Origin of the sequence: Micromonospora sp. NPDC051006 (genome assembly GCF_044456245.1) — a bacterium.
Classification (GTDB): Bacteria; Actinomycetota; Actinomycetes; order Mycobacteriales; family Micromonosporaceae; genus Micromonospora.
Window position 1 is genome coordinate 144,677 of record NZ_JBITFP010000014.1, and the last position, 25,657, is coordinate 170,333.

General features: G+C 75.3%; 29 protein-coding genes. 23 read left to right on the forward strand and 6 right to left on the reverse strand.

Translation table 11 applies throughout. The features are described from left to right. Window positions 1–14: 14 nt before the first annotated feature. Complete coding sequence (locus tag ACIBBA_RS21530; RefSeq protein ID WP_357059194.1) at window positions 15–350, reverse strand: hypothetical protein; 336 nt, start codon at window positions 348–350, stop codon at window positions 15–17. Window positions 351–521: 171 nt separating this feature from the next. Here ACIBBA_RS21530 and ACIBBA_RS21535 point away from each other — a divergent pair, with 171 nt between their 5' ends. Further along, window positions 522–1,184, forward strand: a complete 663-nt coding sequence (locus ACIBBA_RS21535; protein WP_396699658.1) for a hypothetical protein — start codon at window positions 522–524, stop codon at window positions 1,182–1,184. Between the two features lie 83 nt (window positions 1,185–1,267). Here the strand turns inward: ACIBBA_RS21535 and ACIBBA_RS21540 are convergent, their stop codons facing one another. Continuing rightward, window positions 1,268–2,164 carry an aldo/keto reductase gene (locus tag ACIBBA_RS21540; RefSeq protein ID WP_396699660.1) on the reverse strand — a complete coding sequence of 299 codons (897 nt, stop codon included), beginning with the start codon at window positions 2,162–2,164 and terminating at the stop codon, window positions 1,268–1,270. A gap of 73 nt (window positions 2,165–2,237) precedes the next feature. Continuing rightward, entirely contained in the window at window positions 2,238–3,470 is a 1,233-nt protein-coding gene (locus ACIBBA_RS21545) for an MFS transporter (protein WP_396699662.1), read from the reverse strand. Window positions 3,471–3,619: 149 nt separating this feature from the next. On the opposite strand from ACIBBA_RS21545, the gene ACIBBA_RS21550 reads away from it, so the two are divergent. After that, window positions 3,620–4,609, forward strand: coding sequence for a LacI family DNA-binding transcriptional regulator (locus ACIBBA_RS21550; protein WP_396699664.1), 990 nt, complete (start codon window positions 3,620–3,622; stop codon window positions 4,607–4,609). Window positions 4,610–4,816: 207 nt separating this feature from the next. Beyond that, complete coding sequence (locus tag ACIBBA_RS21555) at window positions 4,817–5,521, forward strand: alpha/beta hydrolase (protein ID WP_396699666.1); 705 nt, start codon at window positions 4,817–4,819, stop codon at window positions 5,519–5,521. Window positions 5,522–5,540: 19 nt separating this feature from the next. On the opposite strand, the gene ACIBBA_RS21560 is transcribed toward ACIBBA_RS21555, so the two are convergent. Then, window positions 5,541–6,665: an aromatic acid exporter family protein gene (locus ACIBBA_RS21560; RefSeq protein ID WP_396699668.1), complete on the reverse strand. Its 1,125-nt coding sequence runs from the start codon at window positions 6,663–6,665 to the stop codon at window positions 5,541–5,543. A gap of 42 nt (window positions 6,666–6,707) precedes the next feature. Beyond that, the gene (locus ACIBBA_RS21565) at window positions 6,708–7,337 is read right to left on the reverse strand and encodes a TetR/AcrR family transcriptional regulator (protein ID WP_396699670.1); all 630 of its coding nucleotides are present in this window, start codon (window positions 7,335–7,337) and stop codon (window positions 6,708–6,710) included. Window positions 7,338–7,403: 66 nt separating this feature from the next. Here ACIBBA_RS21565 and ACIBBA_RS21570 point away from each other — a divergent pair, with 66 nt between their 5' ends. Further along, complete coding sequence (locus ACIBBA_RS21570) at window positions 7,404–8,576, forward strand: FAD-dependent monooxygenase (protein WP_396699672.1); 1,173 nt, start codon at window positions 7,404–7,406, stop codon at window positions 8,574–8,576. Between the two features lie 15 nt (window positions 8,577–8,591). Here ACIBBA_RS21570 and ACIBBA_RS21575 read toward each other — a convergent pair whose 3' ends face one another. Continuing rightward, on the reverse strand, window positions 8,592–9,020 hold the full coding sequence (locus tag ACIBBA_RS21575; protein ID WP_396699674.1) for an NUDIX domain-containing protein: 429 nt from the start codon (window positions 9,018–9,020) through the stop codon (window positions 8,592–8,594). A gap of 283 nt (window positions 9,021–9,303) precedes the next feature. On the opposite strand from ACIBBA_RS21575, the gene ACIBBA_RS21580 reads away from it, so the two are divergent. From ACIBBA_RS21580 to ACIBBA_RS21670, 19 genes are all read left to right on the forward strand, one after another. Next, window positions 9,304–10,044 carry an LppM family (lipo)protein gene (locus ACIBBA_RS21580; protein ID WP_396699676.1) on the forward strand — a complete coding sequence of 247 codons (741 nt, stop codon included), beginning with the start codon at window positions 9,304–9,306 and terminating at the stop codon, window positions 10,042–10,044. A 126-nt stretch (window positions 10,045–10,170) separates the two neighbouring features. After that, on the forward strand, window positions 10,171–10,515 hold the full coding sequence (locus ACIBBA_RS21585; RefSeq protein WP_350876410.1) for a hypothetical protein: 345 nt from the start codon (window positions 10,171–10,173) through the stop codon (window positions 10,513–10,515). Between the two features lie 11 nt (window positions 10,516–10,526). Next, the gene (locus ACIBBA_RS21590) at window positions 10,527–11,135 is read left to right on the forward strand and encodes a glycine zipper family protein (protein ID WP_350876412.1); all 609 of its coding nucleotides are present in this window, start codon (window positions 10,527–10,529) and stop codon (window positions 11,133–11,135) included. Next, window positions 11,132–11,830, forward strand: a complete 699-nt coding sequence (locus ACIBBA_RS21595) for a carboxypeptidase-like regulatory domain-containing protein (protein WP_396699679.1) — start codon at window positions 11,132–11,134, stop codon at window positions 11,828–11,830. The genes ACIBBA_RS21590 and ACIBBA_RS21595 overlap by 4 nt, the downstream gene beginning before the upstream one ends. Before the next feature lie 23 nt (window positions 11,831–11,853). Continuing rightward, the gene (locus ACIBBA_RS21600; protein ID WP_396699681.1) at window positions 11,854–13,083 is read left to right on the forward strand and encodes a phage tail sheath family protein; all 1,230 of its coding nucleotides are present in this window, start codon (window positions 11,854–11,856) and stop codon (window positions 13,081–13,083) included. A 1-nt stretch (window position 13,084) separates the two neighbouring features. After that, complete coding sequence (locus tag ACIBBA_RS21605; RefSeq protein WP_350876417.1) at window positions 13,085–13,567, forward strand: phage tail protein; 483 nt, start codon at window positions 13,085–13,087, stop codon at window positions 13,565–13,567. Between the two features lie 1,417 nt (window positions 13,568–14,984). Next, a complete protein-coding gene (locus ACIBBA_RS21610) occupies window positions 14,985–15,266 on the forward strand; it encodes a hypothetical protein (RefSeq protein WP_396699683.1) in 282 nt (93 codons plus the stop codon). After that, window positions 15,266–16,069 (forward strand): hypothetical protein, encoded by an 804-nt coding sequence (locus ACIBBA_RS21615; protein WP_396699685.1) that lies wholly within the window; start codon window positions 15,266–15,268, stop codon window positions 16,067–16,069. The genes ACIBBA_RS21610 and ACIBBA_RS21615 overlap by 1 nt, the downstream gene beginning before the upstream one ends. Beyond that, a complete protein-coding gene (locus tag ACIBBA_RS21620; protein WP_396699687.1) occupies window positions 16,066–17,661 on the forward strand; it encodes a phage baseplate assembly protein V in 1,596 nt (531 codons plus the stop codon). The genes ACIBBA_RS21615 and ACIBBA_RS21620 overlap by 4 nt, the downstream gene beginning before the upstream one ends. Then, window positions 17,661–17,999, forward strand: coding sequence for a hypothetical protein (locus ACIBBA_RS21625; protein ID WP_396699689.1), 339 nt, complete (start codon window positions 17,661–17,663; stop codon window positions 17,997–17,999). Before ACIBBA_RS21620 ends, ACIBBA_RS21625 begins: the two co-directional genes overlap by 1 nt. After that, the gene (locus tag ACIBBA_RS21630; protein ID WP_350876426.1) at window positions 17,996–18,439 is read left to right on the forward strand and encodes a GPW/gp25 family protein; all 444 of its coding nucleotides are present in this window, start codon (window positions 17,996–17,998) and stop codon (window positions 18,437–18,439) included. The genes ACIBBA_RS21625 and ACIBBA_RS21630 overlap by 4 nt, the downstream gene beginning before the upstream one ends. After that, a complete protein-coding gene (locus ACIBBA_RS21635; protein WP_396699692.1) occupies window positions 18,439–21,153 on the forward strand; it encodes a putative baseplate assembly protein in 2,715 nt (904 codons plus the stop codon). The genes ACIBBA_RS21630 and ACIBBA_RS21635 overlap by 1 nt, the downstream gene beginning before the upstream one ends. Then, window positions 21,134–21,649, forward strand: coding sequence for a phage tail protein (locus ACIBBA_RS21640; RefSeq protein WP_396699694.1), 516 nt, complete (start codon window positions 21,134–21,136; stop codon window positions 21,647–21,649). The genes ACIBBA_RS21635 and ACIBBA_RS21640 overlap by 20 nt, the downstream gene beginning before the upstream one ends. Continuing rightward, complete coding sequence (locus ACIBBA_RS21645; protein WP_396699696.1) at window positions 21,646–22,575, forward strand: hypothetical protein; 930 nt, start codon at window positions 21,646–21,648, stop codon at window positions 22,573–22,575. The genes ACIBBA_RS21640 and ACIBBA_RS21645 overlap by 4 nt, the downstream gene beginning before the upstream one ends. Beyond that, window positions 22,572–23,033, forward strand: coding sequence for a hypothetical protein (locus ACIBBA_RS21650; protein WP_396699698.1), 462 nt, complete (start codon window positions 22,572–22,574; stop codon window positions 23,031–23,033). The genes ACIBBA_RS21645 and ACIBBA_RS21650 overlap by 4 nt, the downstream gene beginning before the upstream one ends. 18 nt (window positions 23,034–23,051) lie before the next feature. Continuing rightward, window positions 23,052–23,825, forward strand: coding sequence for a hypothetical protein (locus ACIBBA_RS21655; protein ID WP_396699700.1), 774 nt, complete (start codon window positions 23,052–23,054; stop codon window positions 23,823–23,825). Between the two features lie 73 nt (window positions 23,826–23,898). Next, a complete protein-coding gene (locus ACIBBA_RS21660; protein ID WP_396699702.1) occupies window positions 23,899–24,627 on the forward strand; it encodes an HD domain-containing protein in 729 nt (242 codons plus the stop codon). Between the two features lie 308 nt (window positions 24,628–24,935). Continuing rightward, complete coding sequence (locus ACIBBA_RS21665) at window positions 24,936–25,511, forward strand: IS607 family transposase (RefSeq protein WP_396699704.1); 576 nt, start codon at window positions 24,936–24,938, stop codon at window positions 25,509–25,511. 29 nt (window positions 25,512–25,540) lie between these two features. Further along, the coding region (locus ACIBBA_RS21670) for a helix-turn-helix domain-containing protein (RefSeq protein ID WP_396699729.1) at window positions 25,541–25,657 on the forward strand (117 nt) is incomplete at its 3' end.

Sequence of the window (25,657 nt, forward strand, 5' to 3'; positions counted from 1 at the left end):
CGGGGCCGGCGCGGTCAGCGGGCCCGCCGCTCCGGGTGGGCCCGGTTCCAGGCGCGCATGCGCTCCGGGTAACCGGTGCGGGCGGCCTCGTACAGCGGAACCGCGCGCCGGCGGGCGATGGCGGCCGCCGCCCGCGGCGAGCCGGTGCGGCGGCGGATCCACTCGCCGTCGTGGGCGATCGCCACCACGGTGGTGTCGGTGGCGGTGGTCTCCGGCTCCAGGTAGAACTCCACTCCCTGCCGGGAGGCGACGAACTCCTCCAGCGCGGCGAGATCGTCCCGGGTCGCCTCCCGGTCCAGCTTCGTCGGGGTCCCTTCGGTGCCGCGGGACCGCCGGTTGAACCAGCCCATGCCCGACTCCTCTCCTCGACCTTCCCCCCAGTGCAGCACCGTTTGCTGGAAATCCGCTGCGAGCGGCATGGGAGCGCGCTGACCGCCCGCGCACCGCACCGGCCGAGCGGGCCGGGACCACCCGGACGGGTCGCGGAGGACGACCCCGGCCGGCCGGGCTAGGGTCAGGCCGTGTCGGGGGCGCGGATGGGGGCGCGAAACAACGCCGAGTGGTGCGACATCGTCTGCGCCAGCCACGGCCTGACGGGCCGCGTCGACCCGGACGCCTGGTCGGTGCCGCGGCGCTCCCCACCCTGGTACCCGGACGCGGTGACCCTGCGACCCGGCGTGGCCGCCGACACCCTGCTGGACCGCATCGACGCCGGCCCCGGCGCGTCCGTGAAGGACAGCTTCGCCGACCTCGACCTCGGGCCGTACGGCTTCCGGGTGCTCTTCGCCGCCGAATGGATCCACCGGCCGCCGAGCGCCGCCCCTGCCGCCGCACCGCTGACCCCGGTCACCTCGGCGCAGGAACTGACCACCTGGGCCGCCGCGCACGGCGGGGGCGAGCTGTTCCGGCCGCCGCTGCTGGCCGACCCGCGGGTGACCGTGCTCGCCCGGCACGCGGCCGACGGCTCGGTGGCCGGCGGCGCGGTGCTCAACCGCAGCGGCACCGAGACCGGCGTCTCCAACGTCTTCGCCACCGGCGTCGACCTGGCCGAGATCTGGGCCGGCGTCTGCGCGGCCCGGCCCGGGGTCCCGCTGGTCGGCTACGAGTCCGGGCCCGACCTCGACCCGGCCCTGCGGGTCGGCTTCACCCGCACCGGGCCGCTGCGGATCTGGCTGCGCGACTAGTGGCCACTCGGGACGTGGGCGTCCGCACACCGCTCCGGCCGGGCGAGCCGGGGCCCGGCCGGAGCGTGCGTGTGCCGGACCGGTCAGCCGAGACGGGCCAGGTCGTCGCTGGTGAGCCGGAGCGCGGCGGCGGCGATGTTGGCCGTCAGGTGGGCCGGGTTTCCGGTGCCGGGAATGGCCAGCACGTGCGGCCCCTGGTGCAGGGTCCAGGCCAGCCGCACCTGGTGCGCGGTGACGCCGTGGGCGCGGGCCACGGCGAGCACCGCCTCGTTCGTCTCGGCCGTCGCGCCCGCCTCCCGGCGCGTACCAGCCAGCGCGAAGAACGGCACGTACGCGATCCCGCGCTCGCCGCAGAGCCGCACGAATGCGTCGTCCTCCCGGTAGGAGTCCACCCCGTACGCGTTCTGCACGCAGACCACCGGGGCGATGTCGCGTACCTCCTCGAGGTGTTCGGGGCGGACGTTGGACAGCCCCAGGTGCCGGATCAGCCCGGCGTCGCGCAGCTCGGCCAGGACGCCGAACCGCTCGGCCAGCGGGGCCGCGGCGGGGCCGCGGTACATCCGCAGGTTCACCAGGTCGAGGTGGTCCCGGCCGAGCCGGCGCAGGTTCTCCTCGACCTGGGCGCGCAGCTGGGCGGGGGTGCGCGCCTCCTGGAAGCCGGTCGCCGGGTCGTACCCGGGTCCGACCTTCGTGGCGATCACCAACTCCTCGGGGTACGGGGCGAGCGCGGCACGGATCAGCTCGGTGGCGTACCGGGCCGGCCCGCTGCCGACCCGCAGCGTGCCGCCGGGCGAGACGTAGAACGCGGCGGTGTCGATGTGGTTCACGCCGAGCTCGACCGCCCGTCGTAGCACCGCCACGGCGTGTTCGCGGTCCGGGTCGGCGGTGATCCGCATCGAGCCGAAGCCCATCCGGTTGACGGTGCGGTCGCCCAGAGTCCAGGCGCCCGCGGAGGCCGCGGTGATCTCGTCGATTGGCATCCGGCGACCCTAGCCAGCGGCGGTGTGCGGCGCAGTCGGCCGCGCACCCGATACCGCCGGACGCCGATCCGGGTTAGCTTTGTTTCACTGGACGCACCGGGCGCAGCGCCGGCACCAGCGCCAGGGTCGGCACCAGCAGCAGCGGCACCACGAGCAGTGCGTGCAGGGTGCCCACCCGGTCGCCGAGCATCCCGAGCAGCGGCGGGCCGCCGAGGAACGCGGTGTAACCGATCACCGCCACCACGCTGACCCGGGCCGCCGCCTTCTCCTCCTCGTCGGCGGCCGCGCTCATTCCGACCGGGAAGCCGAGCGACGCGCCCAACCCCCAGAGGGCTACCCCGGCGATCGCCACCGGCCCCGAGCCGGCCAGGATGGCCAGCAGCGCGCCGAGGGTGGCCAGCAGGATCGTGCCGATCAGCACGGGCACCCGTCCCCACCGGTCCAGCGCGACGGTGCCGGCGGTGCGGCCGATGGTCATGCCCAGCACGAAGACGCCGAACACGGCCGCGCCGGCCGCCTCGCTGAGGTCGCGACCGTCGATGAAGGCGACCGCCAGCCAGTCGTTCGCGCTGCCCTCGGTGAACGCCATCACCAGGACCAGCAGGCCGACCAGCAGGGTGCGCGGCTCCCGCCAGGCGGCGAGCAGGTCCCGCCGTCCGCCGGCCGGCGTCGCCGCCGGCCCGGTCTCGGCGGGCGGCAGGAAGTGCCGGGCGCCGGCCAGCGTGCCGAGCAGCACCAGCGCCGCGATGGCGGCCAGGTGAGCGTCGACCGGCACGCCGAGCCGGGCCGCCCCGGCGCCGAGGCCCGCCCCGGCCACCGAGCCGAGGCTCCAGGCGGCATGGAAGCGGGGCATGATCGTACGGCCCAGGCGCCGCTCGACCGTCGCACCCTCGACGTTCATCGCGACGTCACAGCTGCCGGAGCCGTAGCCGAAGGCGAAGAGGCCCACCGCGACGCCGACGGTCGAGCCGGCGAGCCCGGCGGCCAGCCCGGCGACGACCAGTCCGAGCGCGACCAGCCCGGTGGCGAACATCACCGTGCGGGCCGCGCCGAGCCACTGGCTGAGCAGCCCGGCGGTGGGCATCGCGAGCAGCGCGCCGGCTGACAGGGCCAGCAGCAGCAGGCCGAGCTGTCCGGCGCTGAGCCCCAGCTCCTCACGGGCCGCCGGCACCCGGGAGAACCAGGTGGCCACGGCCAGCCCGTTGAGGGCGAACACGACGGCGACGGCCGTCCGGGCGGTGCGCACCGTCCGGGGTACGGCTGGCGGGCTCGCCGGGTCGACGGGCGATGTGGTGGCGGCGCTCACGCGGGCGGTTCCTCTCCTCGTTACGGCTCTCCGGACGATCGCACACCTGAGAGCGCTCTCACGACAACCCGGTCCCGCCCCTTACCTTTCGTCACACCCACGGGAGATGATGCCCACCGGCACCCGTGATGGGAGTTGGGGAGGACGTCATGACCGCACCGGCAACGCGACCGGCCACCCTGGAGGACGTCGCCCGGGTTGCCGGGCTCTCGCGCTCGACGGCGTCCCGGGTGCTCGCCGGCACCGGCTCCGCCTCGCCGGCCGCGCGTGACCGGGTCGCCGCCGCGGCCGACCAGCTCGGCTACGTGCCCGACCCGGCCGCCCGGGCACTGGTGCGCGGCTCCGGGGTCCGGCTGGCCGTGGCCGTCGTCGGCACCACCGCCGCCGTCCTCGACGACCCCTACCTGGACCGGGTGGTGGCCGCCGCCGCCCGGGTCTGCACCCCGCACGGGCTCGGGGTGACGCTGCACTGGCTGCCCCGGCACGCCCCGCAGACGCTGCGCCGGCTGACCGCCGACCGGGGGATCCGCGGCATGGTGCTGGTCAACACCACCAAGCCGGTGCTCGACGCGGTGCCCCGGTCACTGCGCGGGCGGGTCGTGTCCATCGGCATCGGCTCGCCGACGGTGCCCGCCTACGACATCGACAACGGCGCCGGCGCGACGCAGGTGCTGCGCCATCTCTACGCCACCGGCCGGCGGCGGATCGCGATGGTCACCGGCCCCCGGTGGCTGATCTGCGCCGGGCGCTCGGTGCGCGCCTACCGCGGGCTGGCCCGCGAGGCCGGGCTGCCGGTGCGCCTGGTGCCCGGCGACTTCAGCGCGGCCCGCGGCCGGGAGGCCGCCCGCGAGATCCTGGAGCGCTGGCCGGACACCGACGCCATCTACGCGGCCAGCGACACGACCGCGCTCGGGGTGATCGCCGGCCTGCGGCAGCGCGGATGTCAGGTGCCCGGCGACATCGCGGTGGCCGGCTTCGACGACATCCCACTCGCCGAGCTGAGCACGCCCGCGCTGACCACCGCGAGCCACCCGGTCGGGCGGATCGCCGCCGCCGCCGCGGAGGCGGTGCTCGAGCGGCGGCCGGCCCCGCCGGTGACCCTCTTCCCCTCCGCCCTGATCCCCCGCGACAGCGCCTGATCCGGCCGGCCGCTCAGGCCACCGCCGAGCCGCCGGCGCTCGCACCGCCGCGAGCGGCGGGCCCGCGTGACGGTGATTGACCGGCTGTCGGCGGGCCGGGGTGACGGCGGTTGACCGGCTCCCGACGCGCCCGGGTGACGGCGGTTAACCGGCGGTCGGCCGGGTAACCGCCGCGCACACCCCGCCGACAGCGAGGAGCGGTCACCCGTGTCCGAACCCGCGCCGCCGCACCGGGAGCCGGAGGAGCAGTCCCGGCACGGCCGACTCACCGCCCGACCCGCGCCACCGGTCGGCCCGGCCACCGCCGGCCTGGTGCCGATGACCGGCCCCGACGGTGAGCCGTTCGCCCTGCTGTACGCCCCGGCGCCGGCCGGCGACCAGCCCTACCGGGTCGTGGTGTTGCTGCACGGGGCCGGCGGGTCGGCGCGGCAGGGGCTGGACCTGCTGCTCCCGCTCGCCGACGCGCACCACCTGCTGCTGGTCGCGCCGCAGGCCGCGGCGAGCAGCTGGGACATGATCGTGGAGGGGTTCGGGACGGACGTGCGGCGCATCGACTCCCTGCTGACGTCGGTCTACGCCGGCTACCCCGTCCGGGACGTGGTGCTCGGCGGATTCTCCGACGGCGCGTCGTACGCCCTCTCGCTCGGGCTGACCAACGGTGACCTGGTGACCGGGGTGGTGGCCTTCTCCCCCGGCTTCGCCGCGCCGCTGGTCACCCACGGCCAGCCCCGGGTCTTCGTGTCGCACGGGGTGGACGACCGGGTGCTGCCGGTGGACGTGTGCAGCCGCCGGTTGGTCCCCCGGCTGCACGAGCTCGGCTACGACGTGGCCTACCAGGAGTTCACCGGCGGCCACGAGGTCCCCACGGAGATCCGCGAGGCCGCTGTCGCCTGGCTCGACACCCTGCCCTGAGCGCCAGGGCGGTGCGGGGTCAGACCGGCGGCAGGCCCAGGGACTGGTCGACCCGGCCCAGCACGGCGGCGTCGTCGTCGACGGCGACGCCCCGCAGCAGGTCGATGGCGGTCGCCCGGACCTGCCCGATGATCATGACGAGCGGCAGCGTCCGGCCCGGGGTGAAGAGCCCTCCCGCGGTACGCACCGCGGCCAGCGCCGCCTCGTCGGCCCGCGCGGCGTGCCCGTCGGCGATCTCGTCGCGGCCCTCCAGGTCGGCGGCGAGCGCCTCCCCGGCGGAGCGGACCGCCTCGGCCAGCGAGCGCAGCGCCACACCGAGGTCGGCGGGCGCCGGCGCCGGCAGCCGGCTCAGGGTCACCCCGGCCCGGGCGAGCACCCGGACGTTGCGTACCGCGTAGTCGATCTGGCGGATCGAGCTGTCCACCGAGCGGAGCCGGCCGATGTGCCGTCGCCGCCGCAGGTTCAGCCAGAGCGCCTCCCCGGCGGCGAGTACCCCGTCGCGCAGCCGGTTCACCCGGGCGTCCATCCCCCGGGCCTGCTGCAGCGCGGCCACGGCGGCCGGCTCGTCGTGCCGGTCCAGCGCGTCGGCGATGCCGGCCAGCACCCCGGCCAGCTCGTCGAAGGTGCTGCGGACCTCGGCGACCAGCGGGGCCAGCGGTCGCCGGGCGTCGACCAGTTGGCTGGCGGCGAGGGCGACCGCGCCGCCGATCAGAGCGTCGACGAACCGGAACGGCACCAGCGACTCGGTGGGCGGCGCGATCACCACCAGGTAGAGCGCGGAGACCGCCGCCTGCACCAGGCTGACACCGGTCGCGCCGACCGCCGCGGCGAGGGTGACGGTGAGCAGGATGACAGTGAAGACCGTCCAGGTGCTGCCGGGGCCGAGCGCCTGGACCACCAGGTCGGCCACGAGCACGCCGCCGGCCACCCCGAGCACCACCTCGACTGCGCGGCGCAGCCGCTGTCCCCGGGCCTGGCCGAGGACGATCAACGCGGCGGCCGGGGCGAAGAAGGGCTCCGGGTGCCCGACCAGCCGGGTGGCGAGCACCCAGGCGACGGTCGCGGCCAGAGTCGCCTCCAGCACCGGTCGCCAGCCGTGCCGCAGCCGGCCGGCGGCGACCCGCGGCCAGCCCCACCGGTTCATCGCCGTCCTCCTCGCCACTGCGTCGCCACAGGTGATCGTCTGCTATCCGGCGGCGAAGGCGTGCAGCAGGGTGCGTACCGCGGCGGTCAGGTCGGCCCGGCTCTCCGGGCTGCCCGGTGCCGGGGCGCTCAGCGCACCCGCGCCGACCAGCCGGTCGAATAGCAGCCCGTCGACGAACGCGACGAACTGGTCGCCCTGTCGGCGCGGGTCCGCCGCCCCGGCTCGGGCGAGCAGGTCGCGGGCCTGCTCGCGCAGCAGGGTGCCGGGGGCCAGGATCGACCGCAGCTCCGGGCGGTGCACCGCCTCGATCAGGCAGGCGTACCGGGCCAGGGTGCGGGTGCGCCCGGCGGTGAGCCAGCGGTCCAGCACCTCGGCGATGCCGACGGCGAGCTTGTCGAGGTCGGCCGGGCGCAGCGGCGGCCCGGGCACCACCGGCGGCGGGCCGGTGGGTAGGTCACCGGCGGCCAGGTCAGCCTGGTCGAGGTCGACCAGGCGTCGGACCACGGCCTCGATCAACGCCTGCCGGGTGCGCAGGTAGGCCGACGTGGTGCCGAGCGGCAGGCCGGCCCGGGCGTCGACGGCACGGTGGGTGAGGGCTCGCATGCCTCCCTCGGCGAGCAGCTCGATGGCCGCGTCGGCCAGCACCGCCACCCGGTTCGTCCGCCCGGCCACACGCCCTCCTCCGTCGCGTTCTACGGATGTAGTATGCCTTTCTACAGACGTAGAAGGGTGGTCGACATGGGTGACCCGCACGCGGTGGTGGTCGGTGGCGGGATCGGTGGCCTCGCCGCCGCCCTGGCCCTGCATCGAGGTGGTTGGCGGGTCACGGTCTGCGAACGCGCCGCCGAACCGCGCGAGGTCGGCGCCGGGCTGACCCTGATGGCGAACGCGCTGCGCGGGCTGGACGCGCTCGGGCTCGGCCCGGCGGTACGCCGGGACGGCCACGCCGAGACGCCGGGCGGGATCCGCACCTCAACCGGGCGCTGGCTCTCCCGGGTGGACGGCGCGCAGATGGCCCGCCTGCTCGGCACCACCGCGCTCGGCATCCACCGGACCACCCTGCACCGCCTGCTGCGCGAGGCGCTGCCGCCCGACGCCCTGCGCACCAGCGCCGAGGTACTCGACGTCGTCACCGGCCCCGCCGACGCCGGGATCCGCTACCGCCGCGACGGCGCCCCCCAGACGCTCCGCGCCGACCTGGTGGTGGGCGCGGACGGCCTGAACAGCGCGGTGCGCGCCCGGCTCTGGCCGCAGTCACCGCCACCGGCGTACGCCGGCTCGACCGCCTGGCGGGCCGCGATCGAGTGGCCGGCGCCGCTGCCGGCGGCGATCAGCTGGGGGCCGGGCGCGGAGTTCGGCATGGTGCCGCTCGGCGACGGCCAGGTCTACTGGTACGGCGCGGTCAAGGCGCCGCCCGGCGGGCGGGCCGCGGACGAGCTGGTGGCCGTCCGGGAGCACTTCGGCGGCTGGCACGACCCGATCCCGGCGCTGCTGGCCGCCACCCCGCCCGGCGCGGTGCTGCGCAACGACATCCTGCACCTGGCCACCCCGCTGCCGTCGTACGTGCGGGGGCGGGTGGCGCTGCTCGGCGACGCCGCGCACGCGATGACGCCCAACCTGGGCCAGGGGGCCTGCCAGGCGATCGAGGACGCGGTGGTGCTCGGCGCGGTGTGCGCCGGCGGGGCCGACGGGGTGCCGGCGGCGTTGGCCGCGTACGACCGGCAGCGCCGGCCGCGCAGCCAGGCGATCGCCCGGGCCGCCCACCGGACCGGCCGCTACGGTCAGCAGCTGCGCAACCCGCTGGCCATCGCGGCGCGCGACACCCTGCTGCGGCTCACCCCGGCCCGCGCCGCGCTGCGCGGCATGGCCCGCTACGCCGACTGGCAGCCGCCGACCGCCGCCCAGGGGTGAGCGGCGGGCGTCGGATCAGCCGGCGGCCGCCGTGACCAGCCGGGGATACTCGGGCGAGCCGAGGAAGCGGGCCAGCACCTCGGCGGTGCCCGGGGTGTACGGCCGCCCGTCGAGCAGCTCGGCGGCCGGTACGAAGAGGATGGCCGCCCCCTCGCCGAGCACCACGTCCCGCTGCCGGGCCCGGGTGGGCGCGCAGAAGTAGTGCTTCACCCGGCCCTGCTCCGGCAGTTCCTGGCGGGCGAAGAGGCGCAGCCCCTGTTCGGGTCGCAGGCCGGTCTCCTCCCACAGCTCACGCTCCGCGGCCTGTTCCGCGGTCTCTCCCGCCTCGGCGTGCCCGCCCGGCAGGCCCCACACGTTGGGGTGGTAGGCCGCGTGTCCGTCGCGCAGTTGCAGCAGCAGCCGCCCGTCCGGGTCCACCAACAGGACGCACGAGATCACCATCATGGGCGCAGCCTAGTCACAGTCGGCCGCCGACCTCGATCCGTTTGGAGCGGGGCGAGGATGAGCAATCCCTCAGGATATCGATTTCGCCGATTTTCGGCCTCAGCCGAACGTGACAGCTCCTGGGTAAGATCGGCGACCGGGTTGTGACCGATCACTGACTGCTGACGTGATAGCGATCACACACACTCGTTCCATGAATACGAGATTCAGCCGCGGCAGGGCACTCCGCGTCGCGGTGTGTCTCGCTCTGGTGGCCGCCCTGAGTGGCTGTATGCAGCTCAACATGGGGCTGACCGTGAACGCCGACGACACCGTCGACGGCCAACTCCTGCTCACCGCGCAGAAGTCCCTGCTCACCGCGCGGAAGATGACCGTCGAGGCCGGCTTCGCCGAGCTGCGCCAGAACATCCCGGCGCTACCGCCGGGCGAGGAGAGCCGCTACGAGGACGCGAAGCTCTACGGATCCCAGATCACCTATCGGAAGACCGCGCTGAGCGTTTTCAACAGCGAGAGCGTGAAACTGGTCCGCGAGGACGATCTTTATCGCTTCACCCTGCCGCTCGATCCGCAGAAATACGGCGGGAAAGTGGCCGAACAGAATCCGCAGAACCAGCAGGCTTTTCTGCGGTTGATGTCGTTCGAGATTTCGGTGACCTTTCCCGGGCGGGTGCTCGACACCAACGGCACGGTCAACGGGCGCTCGGTCAGCTGGAAGGTCGACGCGAACCAGGAGAAGCCGGCCGAACTGCGTGCGCTCGCCGAGGCGCCGCCGCGCGCGCCGGCCTCGCCGACGGGCGGTAGCGGCGACGGGAGCGGCTTCCCCTGGCTGCTGGTCGTCGGCGGCGTGGTGATCCTGCTTCTGCTCGCCGTCGTGGTCGTCCTGCTGCTGCGGCGCTCGCGGCCGGCGGCGCCCGCCTCCGCTGGGCCGACGGTGCCCGGGCAACCGTCCGGCTCCGCGCCACCACCACCCGGCAGCCCGGCCGCACCGGGCGCCACGCCGGCCAACCCGCCGGGCTCCGGCTGAGCGGCCCGCGGCGCCCCCGCCGATCCGGCCCCGTCCGGTGGCCGGGCCGGCACCGGCGACCCGTGCGGGCCGTCGGTACGCATCACCACACCCCGGCACCACCGCACAACCGAAGGGGGGATCGCCGTGAACGATCTCTTCACCTGGGCCGCACTCGGCAGCCTGACCGGCGCGAGCGCCGCGACGCTGCTGGCCACCAACGTCATCGGCGGGTTGATCGGCCCGAGCGGCGACAAGGCACGCAAGTGGATAGCGATCGGCATCGCGCTCGTCCTGTCCTACCTCACGGCGGCGTTCGCCACCGACGCCGGTGCCGAAAAGTGGATCATCGCGTTCTTCAACGGGCTGGTCATCTTCTCCGCCGCCCTCGGCATCAACCAGCTCCCGCCCGGCAACCGGCAGCCGACGCAGGCGTCGCCGACGCAGGTGGCGCAGGGCCGCGAGCCGCGCATCATCCGGTCCTGGGTCTAGGGGGTGTGGTCATGGTCTTCGGAATCGTCAGCGCGGCGGTGCACGTACTGCTCGGTGCGGCGTTCGGCGTGTGGGCCGGCGGCCCGATCGGGCTGCTGATCGGCGCCGTCGTGGGCCTGCTGGTCGGCGCGCCCTTCGGCTGGGCGGTGGCCGCCGCCCGGGTGTACGGCCCGGACGCCCGCGGTGTCTTCCTCTTCGTGGTCGACCACACCTGGAGCCTGCTCAACACGGCGGTCGGGGCCGTCTACCTGGCCGCGCACCTGGTCTTCGGGCACTCGCTAGACCGGGCCACCTCGCAGCACAGCTGCCGGGTCAACGTGGTGCAGGGCGTCTCACCGCGCTACGCCACCACGATCGGCACGGTCTGCGCCGGTTCGGGCCCGGGCATCCAGCGCCACGAGGACGTGCACATCTTCCAGGCCCGGCTGCTCGGCCCGCTCTACATCCCGCTGGTGCTGGCGAACTACGTGCTCTTCACCATCGCGCCGGTGTGGCTGCTCTACCACGACCACAGCAACGCGCCAATCAACCGGTTCACCCGCTACTTCGAGATCGGCGTCTACCCGCACGTGTGGAACGAGGCCATCGCCTACCGGATCCAGGGGACCCCACCGCGATGAGCACCGACGGGCGCGGACCGATCGAGACGGCCACCGCCGAACTGGCCGCCTGGCTGGCCACGGCGGCGGGGCAACCCGTCCCGATCGGCCCGCCCCGGCCGGCCGACGACGCCGGCGTACTGACCCTCTGGCCGCTGGAACTGCGGGCGTCCCGGCAGACCCGCAGCAGCGGCGCGGTCCGCGAGCCTTACCGGTTCACGGTCCGCCACCTGCTCTGGGCCGGCGGCCCGGCCGGCCTGCCGGCGCTGGACCAGGTACTCACCGCGGCGACCAGCGGCGGCGAGTACGCGGTGCTGCTGGAGGCCGGCGACCCCCGTCTCTGGGCGGCGTTCGGCGCGGGCCCCCGCCCGGCGCTGCTGATCGACGTGCCGGCGCAGGTCACCCACCCGACGCCGGCGGCGCCGCCGGTGCTGCGCACGCTGCGGCTGCGGCAGCTGGGGCAACTCAGCTTCACCGGCCGGGTGGTCGGCCCGGAGGACCAACCGCTGGCCGCGATGCGGGTCGAGGTGCCGGGCACGGCGTACGTCACGTCCACCGACGCCGGCGGCCGGTTCCGGGTCGTCGGCGTCCCGCACGACCCGCAGCGCCCCGGCCCGGTGCTGCTGCGACTGACCGGCCGGGGGCAGGTGCTCACCGCCGAGGTCGACCCCGCCGAGCCCGACATCGTCATCGTCTGCGCGCCACCGCCCCGCTGACCCGACCCGCTTCAGGAGGACCGATGCCCAGCTACTTCTCCCCCGGCATCTACGTCGAGGAGGTGCCCAGCGGCGCCCGCCCGATCGGACCGGCCGGCACCAGCACCGCCGCCTTCGTCGGCGTCGCCCCCGACCGGGGCGCGCACCTGGGCAAGGCGTTGCCGGTCAACAACTGGTCGGACTTCCTGCGGCTCTACGCCGACGGGGAGCAGTTGGAGAGCACCCCGCTGGCGCGGGCGGTCTTCGGCTTCCTGGACAACGGCGGCACCCGGTGCTGGGTGGTCAACGTCGGCGACGGTGGCGCGGTCACCGGCACCGGGCAGCGCCGCGGCGGCCTGCAACTGTTGGAGGCGGTCGACGAGATCTCCATCGTCGCCGCCCCCGGTTTCCACGACCCGGTCTCGCACGACGCGCTGCTCAGCATGGCCGAGCGGCTGCGCACCATGGTCGCCATCTGCGACCCGGCCCCGGACGTCGAGGACGTCTCGGCGCTGACCCGGGTCGCCACCCCGCCGCCGGGCAAGCCACCGAAGCCGGGGGAGGGCTCGGGCGGCGGCTCCGGCGGCTCCGCTGAGGCCGGCCCGGCGGCGTACCGGCCGCGGCAGTCCGAGTTCGGCGCCTTCTACTACCCGTGGCTGCGGGTCCGCGACCCGCTCGACGGGGAGCTGGTGCTCACCCCGCCGAGCGGGCACATGGCTGGCATCTGGGCCCGCACCGACGCGCTGCGCGGTGTGCACAAGGCGCCGGCCAACGAGCCGGTACGCGGCGCGGTCGACCTGGCGTACCTGGTCACCCGGCCGGAGCACGACGTGCTGAACCCCAAGGGCGTCAACGTGATCCGTTACTTCGCCGGCGAGGGGATCCGGGTGTGGGGCGCGCGTACCCTCGCCGCGGAGGCCAGCGAGTGGCGCTACCTGAACGTGCGCCGGCTCTCCATCGCCATCGAGCAGGCCATCGCCAACGGCACCCGGTGGATGGTGTTCGAGCCGAACGACTTCTCGCTCTGGCGCTCGATTCGCCGCGACATCGGCGCCTTCCTGACCCGGGTGTGGCGCGACGGCGCGCTGCTGGGCCGTACCGCCGAGGAGGCGTTCTTCGTCAAGTGCGACGAGGAGACCAACCCGCCGGAGGTGCGGGACGCCGGGATGGTGGTGGCGCACATCGGCGTCGCGGTGGTGAAGCCCGCGGAGTTCGTGGTGTTCAAGCTGAGCCAGTGGGCCGGCGGCACCGAGACCGAGACGATCGGAGGCTGACATGCCGACCACGGCCACCCCGCAACCGGGCGCCCCGGTCGACCCGTACCGGGCGTACAACTTCCGGCTGCTGGTCAACGGTGTGACCAACGGACACTTCACCGAGATCAGCGGCCTGGAGATGAACATCCCGGGCGTGCCGTACCGGGAACACGGCACGGACCGGATCCGGATGGTGCCGGGCCAGGTGGAGTACGAGCCAGTGACGCTGCACTTCGGGCTGACCCCGTCGCGGGAGCTCTGGGACTGGGTGCACGCGGTGGCGAAGGGCGTGGTGAGCCGGCGCAACGTCTCGATCGTCCTGCTCGACGCGGCGGGCACCGCCGAGGTGCTGCGCTGGAACCTGATCAACGCCTGGCCGACCGGGTGGCGCGGTGCCGCGCTGAACACGCTGGGCCAGGAGATCGCCATCGCCACGCTGACCCTGCGGTACGAGGGTCTGGACCTGGAGACCGGCGGTGCCGCCGCGCCGACGCCCGCGTAGCTGGCTGGCCAGCCGGCTACGGTCCGTCGCGGGAACGGCCCAGCGCCTGGCCGGGCTGGTCGAGCCCGGCCGGGCGGCCCGGCCCGCCGAGCGGCACCCGGGCGCGGGCACCGCTGCCGCGCCGCCGACCAGGCCCGCCCCGTCGGCGGTCGGCAGGTCGCCGGTAGGCTCGTCGGAGCCGGCGGGAGTGCCGCTCCGCCGGCCGGGCCAGCCTCCCGAGCACTGGCTGCGGCTGGTCGCCGCGCACGCCCCCGGCCTGCTCGACGGTCTGCCGATCGATCCCGGCATCGACCCGGGTCACCGCCACGAGGGCGGGTTGACGGCCGGCGGTACGAACACCGCGACGGGGCCCCTGGCTGATCGATGGCGCGGTGAACTTCCCATCCGCCCGGCGGTGCCATCCGATGGCGCTCCGAACTCGACATCGACCGCCCGTGCCGCCACTCGGGGCACCGGCGGCACCGGCGTCGGCGCTGGCACTCGTGACGGCAGCGGTGCTGGCGGTGGCGCTGGTGGCGGCAGCGGTGCTGGCGGTGGCGCTGGTGGCGGCAGCCGTGGCGACGCCTCGGTCGGCGCTCTTCGCTCAGGCCCAGGCGGTCCTGGCGCGGGTCGGCTCGGACCCGACGCCGACGCCGCGTGGCCCGCCGACCCGGATCACGACGCCGCCGGGCCAACGCCGCACCCGGCCGGCGCGCAGGCCCGCCCAGCGTCCGGGCCGGACACCGTGCGGGGCACGGTGGAACCGCGCGCCGCCGACCCGCACGGTTGGCGCGGCGAGGCCGCGAGCACGGTCGCCGGACGCGCTGGCTCCCGCGACGCGGACGGTGTCGACAACGGAGCGGGGCCGCTGCTCCGACCGGGGGCCACCCCGGCGACGATCGGCGTCTCCCCCACCATCGCCGACCCGGCACCGGCCGGCGACCACCCCCGTTCCGCGTCCTTTGCTCTGCTTCAGCGGCGGCAACACCCGGCGTCCGATAACCGGACGTCCGGTGTTGCCGGAAGCGCAGCAGAGCAAAGGAGCCGGCGGGGTACCCGGGCCGGCGCCCCGGCCGCCCGGCCGCTCGCCGTCGCGGCGCCCCCGCCCGCTGTCGCCGGACCCCCTCCTGCCGTCGCCGGGCCCCCGCCCACCGTCGCCGCTCCCCCTCTCGCCGTCACGGCACCCCCTTCCGCCGTCGCAGCTCCCCCTTCCGCCTTCGCCACGCCATCTCCCACCGTCGGCGCGCTGCCGGTCGGTGCGGGAGGGCGGATCGCCGGCTGGCCGGCGCGCGGCGGCCGGCCGCCGACGCGCTCTCCCGCCGGACCGTCGCGCGCCACGCACAGCGATCCCCGCCAGCACGCCGTGCCGCCGTCCCGGCCCGGCGCCGCACCCCCGTCCCGGCCCGGCGCCGCACCGCCGTCGTGGCCCGGCGCCGGCGTGCCCTCGTGGCCGGGTGCGGTGCCACCGCGACGGCACGGTGGCGGCGCGCCGCAGCACGGCGGGCCGGCACCGGACGTGGCGGAGGACCGACGCTGGCCCGCGCTGCCCGACCCGACCGGCGCCGGCGAGGCGGGCCCGACGGCTGCGCAGGGCACCGGCCGACGCGGCGGCCCGTGGCCTGCGTTGCCGGACGACCGATCGCTCTGGACCACCTCCGGCGACGCCCCGGACGCGGCGGCGCACCTGCGTCGGCTGGAGCGGGAACAGGCAGGTGGCTGATGGAGCGGGTCGCGTTCCTCATCGACGCCACCGGCGCCCGGGTGGACTGCCTGCTCAACCCGGAGACGGTGCAGGTAACCCGGCTCGCCGGGGTACGGCACCGGGCCGCGGCCGGCGGCCAGCTCACCGGCGCGGGGCTGGCCGACGACCCGCTGGTCTTCACCGGCGGCGGCCGCACCGAGCTGGTGCTGGACCTGCTCTTCGACGTCGACTTCGTCGAGGCGCAGGTCCGTCCCGAGGACGTCCGGACGCTGACCCGGCCACTGTGGATGCTCGCGGAGAACTCGGCCGCCGAGCACGGCTGGCTGCGACCGCCGCTGGTCCGGCTGGTCTGGGGCAAGACCTGGAACGTGCCCGGCGTGATCGTCGCGGTGGCGGAGCGGTTCGACGCGTTCACCGGCACCGGATCGCCGCGCCGGTCCTGGCTGCGGCTGAAGCTGATCCGGGTGGCCGAGAGCGCCGACCAGGCGCAGGCCGGCTTCGCGGAGGAGCTTGCCGCGGCGAGCACCCCGACCGCCACGCCGGGCGGTGCGGTGGTGGCCGCCGGGGACGGCGGCGCGGCCCCCGGCTACTCGGGGGTCCGGTTCGACCTGCTGGCCAACGACGCGCTCGGTTCGCCGCTGCGCTGGCGGCTGCTCGCCGAGCACAACCGGATCACCGATCCGATGAGCGTGCCGGCCGGCACTGCGTTGGCCGTACCGCCGCTGGCGGGCCTGGCCGAACTTGCCGGCCTGTCGCCGACGGACCCGGCGACCGGCGCGGCGACCGGGAGCGCGCCGGTCGCACCGGGCGGTGCCCGGTGACCGCCGTCGCGCCACGGGCGCTGGCGGTACGCCTCGACGGCGTGTCGCTGCCCGAGCCCGTCCTGAGTCGACTCCGGTCGGTACGGGTCTCCGCCCGGCTGGACCAGCCCACCCAGTGCGAGGTGGCGATCGCCACCGACCCGGGCACCGCTGCGCTGGCCGGATGGGCGCGTACCGGGGCGGGACTGGACGTGCGGCTGGTCGACCGGCCGGAGGCGCTCTTCACCGGCGAGGTGACCTGCGTCGAGGTGGAGTACGCCCCGGACGGCTCGGCGTTGCTGCGGATCCGGGCCTACGACGCGCTGCACCGGCTGCGCAAGCGGCAGCAGCTGCGGGTGTTCGAGTCGGTCAGCACCGCCGACCTGGCCCGCGAGCTGTGCGGTGCGGTCGGGCTGAGCGTCGACGCGGACGCCGACGGTCCGGTGCTGGAGCGGCTGCTGCAACACCGGCACAGCGACCTGGAGTTGCTCACCGAGGTGGCCGGCCGGGCCGGGCTGCACCTGGCCGCCGACGGCGACCAGGTCCGCCTGATCACCCTCGCCGGCTACGGCGAGCCGGTCGGCTTGCAACTGGGCCGGGAGGTGCACGGCCTGCGGGTCGCCGTCAACCTGGACGCCGCCGCTGGCGGGAGCACGGCGCTGGGCTGGCACCCGCAACGCGCCGAGCCGATCAGCCAGCGGGCGGACGAGGCGCGCTGCGGGCGCCCGGCCGACCGGCGGCCGGATCCGGCGGACGTGGGCGCGGACGGGGTACGGACCGCGGTCGACCAGCCCGGCCGCAGCGACGACGAGCTGGCCGGGATCGCCCAGGCCCGGCTGGACGCCCGGACCGCCGCCCTGGTCACCGCCGAGGGGGTGGCCGAAGGCGATCCGGCGCTGCGGCCCGGCCGGCGGATCACCCTGGGCGGTGTGGCCGAGCCGATCGCCGGGGCGTACGTGCTCACCGAGGTGGTGCACACGGTCGACGGCGACGGTCACCTGACCCGGTTCGGCACCGCCCCGCCGCCGGCCCCGCCGGGCGGCGCGGGCGGCACCGCCGTGGTCACCCTCGGCACGGTCACCGATGTGGCCGACCCCGACGGGCTCGGCCGGGTCCGGGTGACCCTGCCGTCGTACGGGGAGCTGGACGTCGGCTGGCTCGCCGTGCTCTGCCCGGGCGCCGGGCGGGGCAAGGGCATCGTGGCGCTGCCCGACCCGCGGGACACCGTGCTGGTCGCGCTGCCCGGCGGGGAGCCGGCGGCCGGCATCGTGCTCGGCTCCCTCTTCGGCGCCGTCGCGCCGTACGACGCGGGAATCGACGACGGGCGGTCCCGCCGCTGGTCGCTGCGGACCGGTTCGGGGCAGTCGATCGTGGTCGACGACGCCGGCCGGAGCCTGCGCCTGGCCACCGACGGCGGCAGCTGGCTGGAACTCACCCCCGACCTGGTCACCCTGCACGCCGCGGCCGACCTGGTGCTCTCCGCGCCGGGCCGGGCCATGGTGGTCCGCGCCCGCAGCGTGGACTTCCTGCACGCCGAGGCGGCCGAGGACGCGACGACCGCCGCCCGGCAGGCCCGCGCCCTCGCCCGCGCCCACCAGGACGGAGGCGGCTGATGCGCTGGATCCATCGCGACTCGGTGATCACCTGCGATCACGACGGCCGGGTCGGCAACCGGCCCTCCCAGCACTGGGTCACGGTCACCGGCGTGCCCGTGCTGGTCGACGACGACCCGGAGGGGCGGGAGATCACCGCCTGCCCGAACTACGGACCGACGGTGAAGCCGTGCGCGAAGACGCTACGGGTGCGGGTCGGCTACAGCGACTGGCTGCGCGTCGGCGGCCGGCGGGTGGTGCTGTCGAACCTGGACGGGCTGACCGACGGCACCCCACCCGGCCTGGTCCACCACACGGTGCGCGATCCGCGCCAGGGGTTCCTGGCGGCGGACCGGTGAGGGCCTTCCGGTTCGTCGGCGCCGGGTTCGACGCGGGTCGCACCGGCGGGCTGGCGCTGACCGCGGCCGGCGGGCTCGCCATGACCGAGGGCGACGAGACGGTACGCCAGGCGCTCTTCCTGCTGCTGTCGACCACCCCCGGCGAGCGGTTGATGCGACCCGGCTACGGCTCCCGGCTGCACCGGTTGGTCTTCGCCCCGAACGACGACACCACCGCGGGGCTGGCCATCCACTACGTACGCCAGGCCATCGCCCGGTGGGAGCCGCGGGTCGAGGTGATCGACGTGGACGCCGGCCCGGACCTCGACGACCCGTGGCGGCTGGTGATCCGCCTCGACTACCGGGTCCGGGCCAGTCTGGCGCCCGGACAGCTGGTCTTCTCCGTCGACCTGCTGCCGGCCGACGAGCCGGACCCCGAGCCCGCGCAGGGAGGCCAGTGATGACGCTGCCCGTGCCCCACCTGGACGACCGCGGCTTCCTCGACCTGGTCACCGAGGCCCGGGAGCGGATCCAGCAGTCCTGCCCGGGCTGGACGGACCTCTCCGCGCACGACCCGGGTATGGCGCTGGTCGAGGCGTTCGCGCACCTCACCGAAGTGATGATCTATCGGCTGAACCAGCTGCCGGAGAAGGCGTACGTCTCGTTTCTGAACCTGCTCGGGGTGACCCGGCACGCGCCCTCGGTGGCCTGGGCCGACGTGGAGTTCACCCGGACCGGCTCGGAACGGGGCCCGGTGCGGATCCCGGCCGGCACCCGGGTCGCCGCGGCCCGGGGCGCCGACCCCCGGCCGGTCGTCTTCGTCAGCACCGAACCGGCGCTGCTGCCGGCGGGGGAGTCCGCGGTGACGGTCCGGATGCACCACTGCGAGCCGGTCGAGGCGGAGCTGCTGGGCACCGGCACCGGCCAGCCCGGCCAGGTGTTGCGCGCCGCCCGCGCGCCGCTGGCGCGTACCGCCGAGCCGCTGGACCTGCTGCTCGGGGTGGAGGTGCCGGCCGGCTCGGTGGAGCTGGGCGCGGCGGCCCGGGAGCACGACGGGCGAACCTTCGAGATCTGGCGTCCGGTGGACAGCTTCGCCGGCGTCGGCCCGCAGGCCAAGGTGTACCGGGTGGACCGCTGCTCCGGCACGGTCACCTTCGCCCGCGCGCTGGACCTGCGCGCCCCGACCGACGACCCGGCCGCCGCCGAGACCGGCCCTGCCGTCGCCCAGCCCGGCCCGGCCGACGCCGGACCGGGATCCGGGGGGCCGGCGCCGGACGGGCCGGTCACGGTGGCGGCGGTGCCGCCGGCCGGGCGGCAGGTCCGGCTCTGGTATCGAAGCGGTGGCGGGCCGGCCGGCAACGTGGCGGCCGGGACGCTGACAAGCCTGCGCGACCCGCTGCCGGGGGTACGGGTGGCGAATCCCGCCCCGGCCGCCGGCGGGCGGGAGATGGAGACGTTGGAGTCGGCGCTGCTGCGCGGGCCGTACGAGTTCTTCGCCCAGCAGCGGGCGGTCACCGCCCGGGACTTCGAGGTGCTCGCCACCGGCTCCGGCGCGGTGGCCCGCGCGCGCGCCTTCACCCGCTCCGCGGTCTACAGCTTCGCCCGCCCGGGTGAGGTGGAGGTGGTGCTGGTGCCGTACGTGCCGGCCGCGGCTCGGCCGGGCGGGCGGCTGCCGGTGGCGGTGCTGCGCGAGCACGAGGTCACCGAGGCGCGCGACCGGGTGGCGGCGGACCTGGAGCAGCGCCGGGCGCTGGGCACCAGTTGCCGGGCGAGCTGGGCCCGCTACAAGCCGGTCTCCATCCAGGCCCGGGTGGTGGTCCGCCGGGAGGAGGACGCCGACGCGGTCCGCCGGCGCATCCACGACCGGCTGCACCAGACGCTGAGCCCGCTGCCGACCGGGCTCAACCCGACCGGGTGGGCGTTCGGCGAGCCGCTGCGGGCGTCCAACGTGTACCGGTTGCTGGAGCACGCCGAGCCGGGGGTGCGCTACGTCGAGTCGGTCCGGTTCGTGGTGGACGAGGCGCCCGACGCCGAGGTGCGCGCCCTGGCCGTGGACCAGTACCAGCCCCGCACCTGGTACGCCGGGCGGGGTGCGGTGCTGTTCCGCTCCACCAACGCCGGTGCCGGTTGGGAGCCGGCCGGCCGCTTCGAGGGTGAGACGGTGCTGCGGGTGGCGCCCGCCCCGGCCCCGGTACGGCCCGGTGTGGTGCCCCGTCCCGGCTCGGTGGCCGTGGTGACGCTGCGGGCGTCCGGCGGCTCGCGGGTGCACCTGAGCACCGATCTCGGCGAGACCTGGTCGCTGCTGACCGACCTGGACGCCCGGATCTCCGACCTGGCCTGGATCGACCGGGACGGCGCGGGCGCGCTGCTGGTCGCCACCGACGCCGGGCTCTACGAGGTCTCCCTGCTGCCCGGCTCGGTGCCGTTGCAGATCCTGGTCGACCCGGCCGACGCCGACCGGGGCTTCTACGCGGTGCGCGCCTTCGTCTCCGAGCGCGGCGTGCCCGGGGTGGCGGTGGCGGCGCAGGCCAGTTTCGGGGTCTACCTCTCCACCGCCGGCGGCCGGCCGGGCAGCTTCGCCCATGTCGGCCTGGCCAACGTGGACAACCGGGTGCTGGCCGTGCAGTACGACGGACCGGCCACCCTGCTGTGGAGCGGGGCGGGCGAGCCGGATCCGAAGAAGCCCGGGCAGGGCTGTCACCGCACCCGGCTCTTCGAGTCGGACGTGCAGTGGCAGGCCGTGCAAACCGGCTGGATCGGCGGCACCTGCCGCGACCTGGCCTTCGCCGGCCCGCTGGCGTTGGCCGCCACGCAGAGCGGCGGCGTGCTGCGGCTGGACACCCTGGCCGCCCAGCCGCAGTGGATCTCCGTGTCGGTGAACTGCGGCCTGCCGCTGCGGGACCGCACCCGGTTCGTGCCGGTCGACGCGGTCGCGGCGGCCACCGGTGCGAGCGCCGGCGGGCCGGCCGGTGGCCCGGGCACGGCCGGCGCGGCCGAGCGCCTGATCCTGGCCGGCGGCGAACGTGGCGTGCACCGCAGCTCGGACGCCGTCAACTGGACGGCCAGCGCCAACCAGGCCACCGCCGACGTGGTCACCGTTCCGGACACCTGGCTGCTCTGCTCCGGCGAGCACGACATCGAGGTGGTGCGGCAGAATGCGTCGAGCGGCGATTGAGCGGCTGCTGCCCGCCGCGTACCAGCGGGCCTGCGTGCCCGGCAGTGTGCTCTGGGCGCTGCTGGAGGTCATGGAGGCGCTGCACGCCCCGGACGAGGCGATCCTGGCCGAGGTGGACGCGCTCTTCGACCCGTACCGGGCGCCGGACGGCCTGGTCGCCCACCTCACCCGCTGGGTGGCGATGGACCACGTGGTGGCCTCGCCCCGGCCGGACGCCCCGCTGCCGCTGCCGGTGGGCCGGCTGCGCGACCTGGTGGCGCACGGCGCGCTGCTGGCCCGCTGGCGGGGCACCCCGTACGGCATGCGCAGGGCGCTCGAAGTGGCCACCGGGTGCGGTGGCTTCGGCCTGGACGAGCCGACCGACCGCCCGTTCCACGTGGTGGTCACGGTGCCGCCGGCGGCGGCCGGGCAGCTCGCCGTGATCACCCGCATCGTCGAGGCGGAGAAGCCCGCGTCGACCACCGTCGAGATCGTCGTCGCAGAGGAGTCGCCATGACCACCGAGTGGGCGGTCGTCGCCGCCGCCGAGCAGTTCACCCTGGATCCCCGCAACACCGGCGAGCTGACCTTCACCGTCTCCAACCCGGGTACGGCGCCGGACACGGTCGTGTTCGACGTGGCGCCCGGCGAGGGTTCGCAGCGCTCCTGGTTCACCGTGACCGAGCCGCAGCGGGTGGTGCCGGGGCAGGGCTCGGTCTCGTTCCTGGTCCGGCTCACCGTGCCGCCCGGCACCCCGCCGCGCCGCTACGACATGACCGGGTTCGCGTACTCGGCGAACACCGCGCCGGAGGAGAGTTCACGCTCCAGCGGCCGGGTCACCTACGAGGTACGGGCGCTCGCCACGCCGAAGCGGACGCCCTGGCCGTGGATCGCCGCCGCTGCCGCGCTGGTGCTGCTGGTCGGCACGGTGGTCACGGTGCTGCTGATCCGTGGCGGCGCGGCGCCGCCGGCGGAGGCCCGGGTGGTCACCGTCGAGGCGGAGAGCCTGGTGTCGGCGGCGGTGGTGGAGTCACCACGGGGCAGCGCGGCCGCCGTGGTGGAGCAGGGCAACTGCTGCGGGGTGACCTGGTCCGGCGACAAGCAGCTCTTCTTCCAGGGGCGCGCGATCGGCGACCAGGTGAGCGTGACGGTGCAGATCCCGGCGGACGGCACGTGGCGCTTCGCCACCGTGCGCACCACCTCGTTCGACTACGCCAACACGGTCTTCGCCGTCGACGGCACGCAGGTCGGTGGGGCGTTCCTCGGCTTCACCCCGACGGTCGTGCGCACCGACTGGATCGACGTGGGCACGGTCCGACTCACCGCGGGCCCGCACCGGGTCAGCCTGGTGGTGGTCGGCAAGACGCAGGGCACCGACCGGTACTTCGCCGGGGTGGACGCCATCCGGTTCACCGAGGTCGTCCCGCTGGCCCAGCGGCGATGAGCGGCCGGCAGAAGGCGCTGCTGGCGGTGTTCGGCGTCCTGCTGGTGGCGCTCTTCGTGGTCGCGGTCGGCACCGGCCGCGACGACCGGGGGAATCCCGCCGCGCCGTCCGGCCTGGTCGACCGGCTGGCCGGGGTGGGCGGCGAGCGCTCCGCGGTGGACCCGGCCGCGGTGACCGCGCCGTGCGCGAGCGGGGCCGGCCGGCTGGTCTTCACCGGCGGCTGTGTGCTGCACGTCGCCGACCTGGGCGGGCTGCGGACGCTGGTGCTGCGCAGCAACGCGGCCTTCACGGTGGCCGCGCCGGCGCCCGGGGAGGCCGAGTTCACCGTCCGCGACGAGGTCGAGCCGGCCGCGGACGGCACTGGCGCGGTCGCCACGATCGCCGTCGACCGGGCCGTCGACGTGGTGCTGAGCTGTCCCGGTGTCGGCGGCTGCGCGGTCACCGTCGCCCCGTCCTGAGCCGGCGAGGAGGCCGCCATGGGTGAGTTGCGCAAACCGTTCCTGCTGCTGGCGATGCTCGCCATCGCCCTGGCGATCGGCGTGGAGCTCGGCGCCGGGCTGCTCACCGGCGGCGCGGACGCCGCCGGGGCGTTGCGGGACAGCGCCGACGCGCTCGACGTCGAGCTGGGTGACGTCAGCGGGGTCAGCGAACCGTCCGGCCGGGGCACCGGCTACCTGGCGCTCATCGACGCGGTCGCGGTCTGGAGCACCGGGCTGTTCTGCCTGAGCCTGGTGCTGCCCGAGCGGATCCAGGGCCGGGTGCAGGGACTGGCGACGCTGATCTTCTCGATCCTGCTGCTGATCGCCTCGGTGGTCGCGCTGATCGTGGCCTTCGTCGAGCTGTCCATCATGGTCTCGCTCTTCCTGGCCGCGCCGTTCGGCACCCTGGCGTACCTGGCGGTGTGGGGGTTCTTCCCGGTCGGCGACGCCGCGCTGCTGCTCGGTCTGGCGCTGCTGCTCAAGCTCGCCTGGGCGGCGCTGCTGGTGCTGGCCCAGCCCCGTTTCCTGCAGAACAAGGGCCTCGTCCTGCTGATCCTCACCAGCCTGCTCTGCACGGTGCTGCTGCAGTTCCTGCACGGCCTGGTGCCGGTGATCCTGGTCAGCATCCTCGACGACCTAGGCGCGCTGCTCTTCGCGGTGGTGGCCGTCGTCTGGGGCCTGGTGCTGCTGATCGGCTCGATCCCGGCGATCGTCAAGGCGGTCCGGGTCACCGCCGCGTTGCCGGCCCGCACCGGCGGGTCGGACCGCTGATCCGTCCCCACACCGAGTCGTATCGGCGACGGGAGGGACCGCCGTCGTGGTGAAGATCGGCTATAAGTGACGCATGGACTTCCCGCCGTACCTGGGCACGATGCCGATGCACGCGATCACCGAGATCCACGGCGAGCCGGGTTTGCTGGAGCGCTTCCGGCTGGAGATCCAGTCCTTCGACGAGGCTGCCCGGGAGCGGTTGAGCGCCGCGCTCGACCTCGCCGCCGACCTGCACCGCGACGACCGCCGGGTCCGCGAGCCGTACCTCAACCACCTGCTCCGGGTGTCGATCCGGATGATGCACCACTACCGGGTACGCGACGTGGACGTGATCGTGGCCGGCCTGCTGCACGACGCGGTCGAGGACCACCCGGTCGAGCTGGCCGGCGCGGACACCGGCGACGACCCGACCGAGGCGGCCCTGGCCACCCTCGCCGCGCGGTTCGGCCCGCGGGTCGCCCGCCTGGTCGCCGCGGTCACCAACCCGCGGTACGACCCCACGCGCGACCGCAACGAGCAGTACCGGGAGCACGTGGCCGCCAGCCTGGACCGGGAGCCCTGGGCCCGGGTGATCAAGGTGTCCGACTTCACCGACAACGGGGTGGGCGTCATCCACACCGTCGGGCCGAAGGTGGAGTCCTCGGCCCGGAAGTACCGGCCGCTGGTGCCGGTCTACCGGGAACTGGTCAACCGGCCGGACACCCCGCTCTCCGCGCCGGTGAAGCGGCACATCCTGGCCCAGCTCGACCTGGCCGAGGAGCGCTTCAGCGCCATCCTGGACCAGCCCGCCCACCGGCACTGACCGGCTGATCGCCCGGTCTGCGGCGCGGGCGGCGAGGGTGAGCCGGTCGTCCTGCTCGACCAGCGGGTCGGGGGTCAACCAGTGCAGCCGCCACAGCATGGTGCGCGGTGCGGTGGAGCTGGCGCTACCGGCCCCGAGCTGTCGAGCTGCCCCAGATCTGGGGCAGCTCGACAGGGAGCGCGAGCCGCGCCCCGGGCGCGGCAGCTCCGCGCGCGCGGACGTCGGACCGGCTCAGCCGAGTCGGGGTTGTCAGTAGTTCCCGATTTCGTGATCAGACATGTGAATACGTGAGTGTTAGTGTCGGTCTGATGAAGCTTGCTGAGTGGGCGCGTCGCAATGGGGTGCACCCGCAGACCGCGTACCGATGGTTCCGCGAGGGAACCATGCCGGTGCCCGCTCGGCGGCTTCCGTCGGGAACGATCATGGTGGACGTTGTCAGTGGCGACACCCAGGGGCAGGTGGTTGTCTACGCCCGGGTGTCGTCGGTCGATCAGCGAGTCGACCTTGACCGGCAGGTCGCCCGGGTGGCCGCCTGGGTCACCGGGCAGAACATGGTCGTCTCCAGCGTCGTGACCGAGGTCGGCTCCGCCTTGGACGGCCGATGTAAGAAGTTCCTCGGGCTGCTGCGCGACCCGTCCGTGACGACGATCGTGGTCGAGCACCGGGACCGGTTCGCCCGGTTCGGCGCCGAGTACGTTGAGGCGGCGCTGGCCGCCCAGGGCCGCCGGCTGCTGGTCGCCGACCCGGCCGAGGTGGACGACGACCTGGTGCGGGATGTGACGGAGATCCTGACCAGTCTGTGCGCCCGGCTGTACGGCCGCCGGGCCGCGGCGATCCGGGCCAGCCGCGCCGTGGCCGCGGCCACCGCCAAGGACGAGTCGTGAAGCGGTACGAGCCGCCGGCTGGCTGGAGCGTGCAGGCGTACCGGTTCGCCCTGGACCCGAGTGACACGCAGGTTCTCGGCCTGCGCCGCAACACCGGTGCGGCCCGGTTCGCCTACAACCACATGCTGCGCCGGGTCAGCGCGGTG

Bases quoted from the DNA above. Each gene is read 5' to 3' on its own strand.
- ACIBBA_RS21530 (WP_357059194.1), bottom strand. From the start codon at position 350: ATGGGCTGGTTCAACCGGCGGTCCCGCGGCACCGAAGGGACCCCGACG.
- ACIBBA_RS21540 (WP_396699660.1), bottom strand. From the start codon at position 2,164: ATGCCAATCGACGAGATCACCGCGGCCTCCGCGGGCGCCTGGACTCTG.
- ACIBBA_RS21550 (WP_396699664.1), top strand. From the start codon at position 3,620: ATGACCGCACCGGCAACGCGACCGGCCACCCTGGAGGACGTCGCCCGG.
- ACIBBA_RS21560 (WP_396699668.1), bottom strand. From the start codon at position 6,665: ATGAACCGGTGGGGCTGGCCGCGGGTCGCCGCCGGCCGGCTGCGGCAC.
- ACIBBA_RS21570 (WP_396699672.1), top strand. From the start codon at position 7,404: ATGGGTGACCCGCACGCGGTGGTGGTCGGTGGCGGGATCGGTGGCCTC.
- ACIBBA_RS21575 (WP_396699674.1), bottom strand. From the start codon at position 9,020: ATGATGGTGATCTCGTGCGTCCTGTTGGTGGACCCGGACGGGCGGCTG.
- ACIBBA_RS21580 (WP_396699676.1), top strand. From the start codon at position 9,304: ATGGGGCTGACCGTGAACGCCGACGACACCGTCGACGGCCAACTCCTG.
- ACIBBA_RS21590 (WP_350876412.1), top strand. From the start codon at position 10,527: ATGGTCTTCGGAATCGTCAGCGCGGCGGTGCACGTACTGCTCGGTGCG.
- ACIBBA_RS21595 (WP_396699679.1), top strand. From the start codon at position 11,132: ATGAGCACCGACGGGCGCGGACCGATCGAGACGGCCACCGCCGAACTG.
- ACIBBA_RS21600 (WP_396699681.1), top strand. From the start codon at position 11,854: ATGCCCAGCTACTTCTCCCCCGGCATCTACGTCGAGGAGGTGCCCAGC.
- ACIBBA_RS21605 (WP_350876417.1), top strand. From the start codon at position 13,085: ATGCCGACCACGGCCACCCCGCAACCGGGCGCCCCGGTCGACCCGTAC.
- ACIBBA_RS21615 (WP_396699685.1), top strand. From the start codon at position 15,266: ATGGAGCGGGTCGCGTTCCTCATCGACGCCACCGGCGCCCGGGTGGAC.
- ACIBBA_RS21625 (WP_396699689.1), top strand. From the start codon at position 17,661: ATGCGCTGGATCCATCGCGACTCGGTGATCACCTGCGATCACGACGGC.
- ACIBBA_RS21635 (WP_396699692.1), top strand. From the start codon at position 18,439: ATGACGCTGCCCGTGCCCCACCTGGACGACCGCGGCTTCCTCGACCTG.
- ACIBBA_RS21640 (WP_396699694.1), top strand. From the start codon at position 21,134: ATGCGTCGAGCGGCGATTGAGCGGCTGCTGCCCGCCGCGTACCAGCGG.
- ACIBBA_RS21645 (WP_396699696.1), top strand. From the start codon at position 21,646: ATGACCACCGAGTGGGCGGTCGTCGCCGCCGCCGAGCAGTTCACCCTG.
- ACIBBA_RS21650 (WP_396699698.1), top strand. From the start codon at position 22,572: ATGAGCGGCCGGCAGAAGGCGCTGCTGGCGGTGTTCGGCGTCCTGCTG.
- ACIBBA_RS21655 (WP_396699700.1), top strand. From the start codon at position 23,052: ATGGGTGAGTTGCGCAAACCGTTCCTGCTGCTGGCGATGCTCGCCATC.
- ACIBBA_RS21660 (WP_396699702.1), top strand. From the start codon at position 23,899: ATGGACTTCCCGCCGTACCTGGGCACGATGCCGATGCACGCGATCACC.
- ACIBBA_RS21665 (WP_396699704.1), top strand. From the start codon at position 24,936: ATGAAGCTTGCTGAGTGGGCGCGTCGCAATGGGGTGCACCCGCAGACC.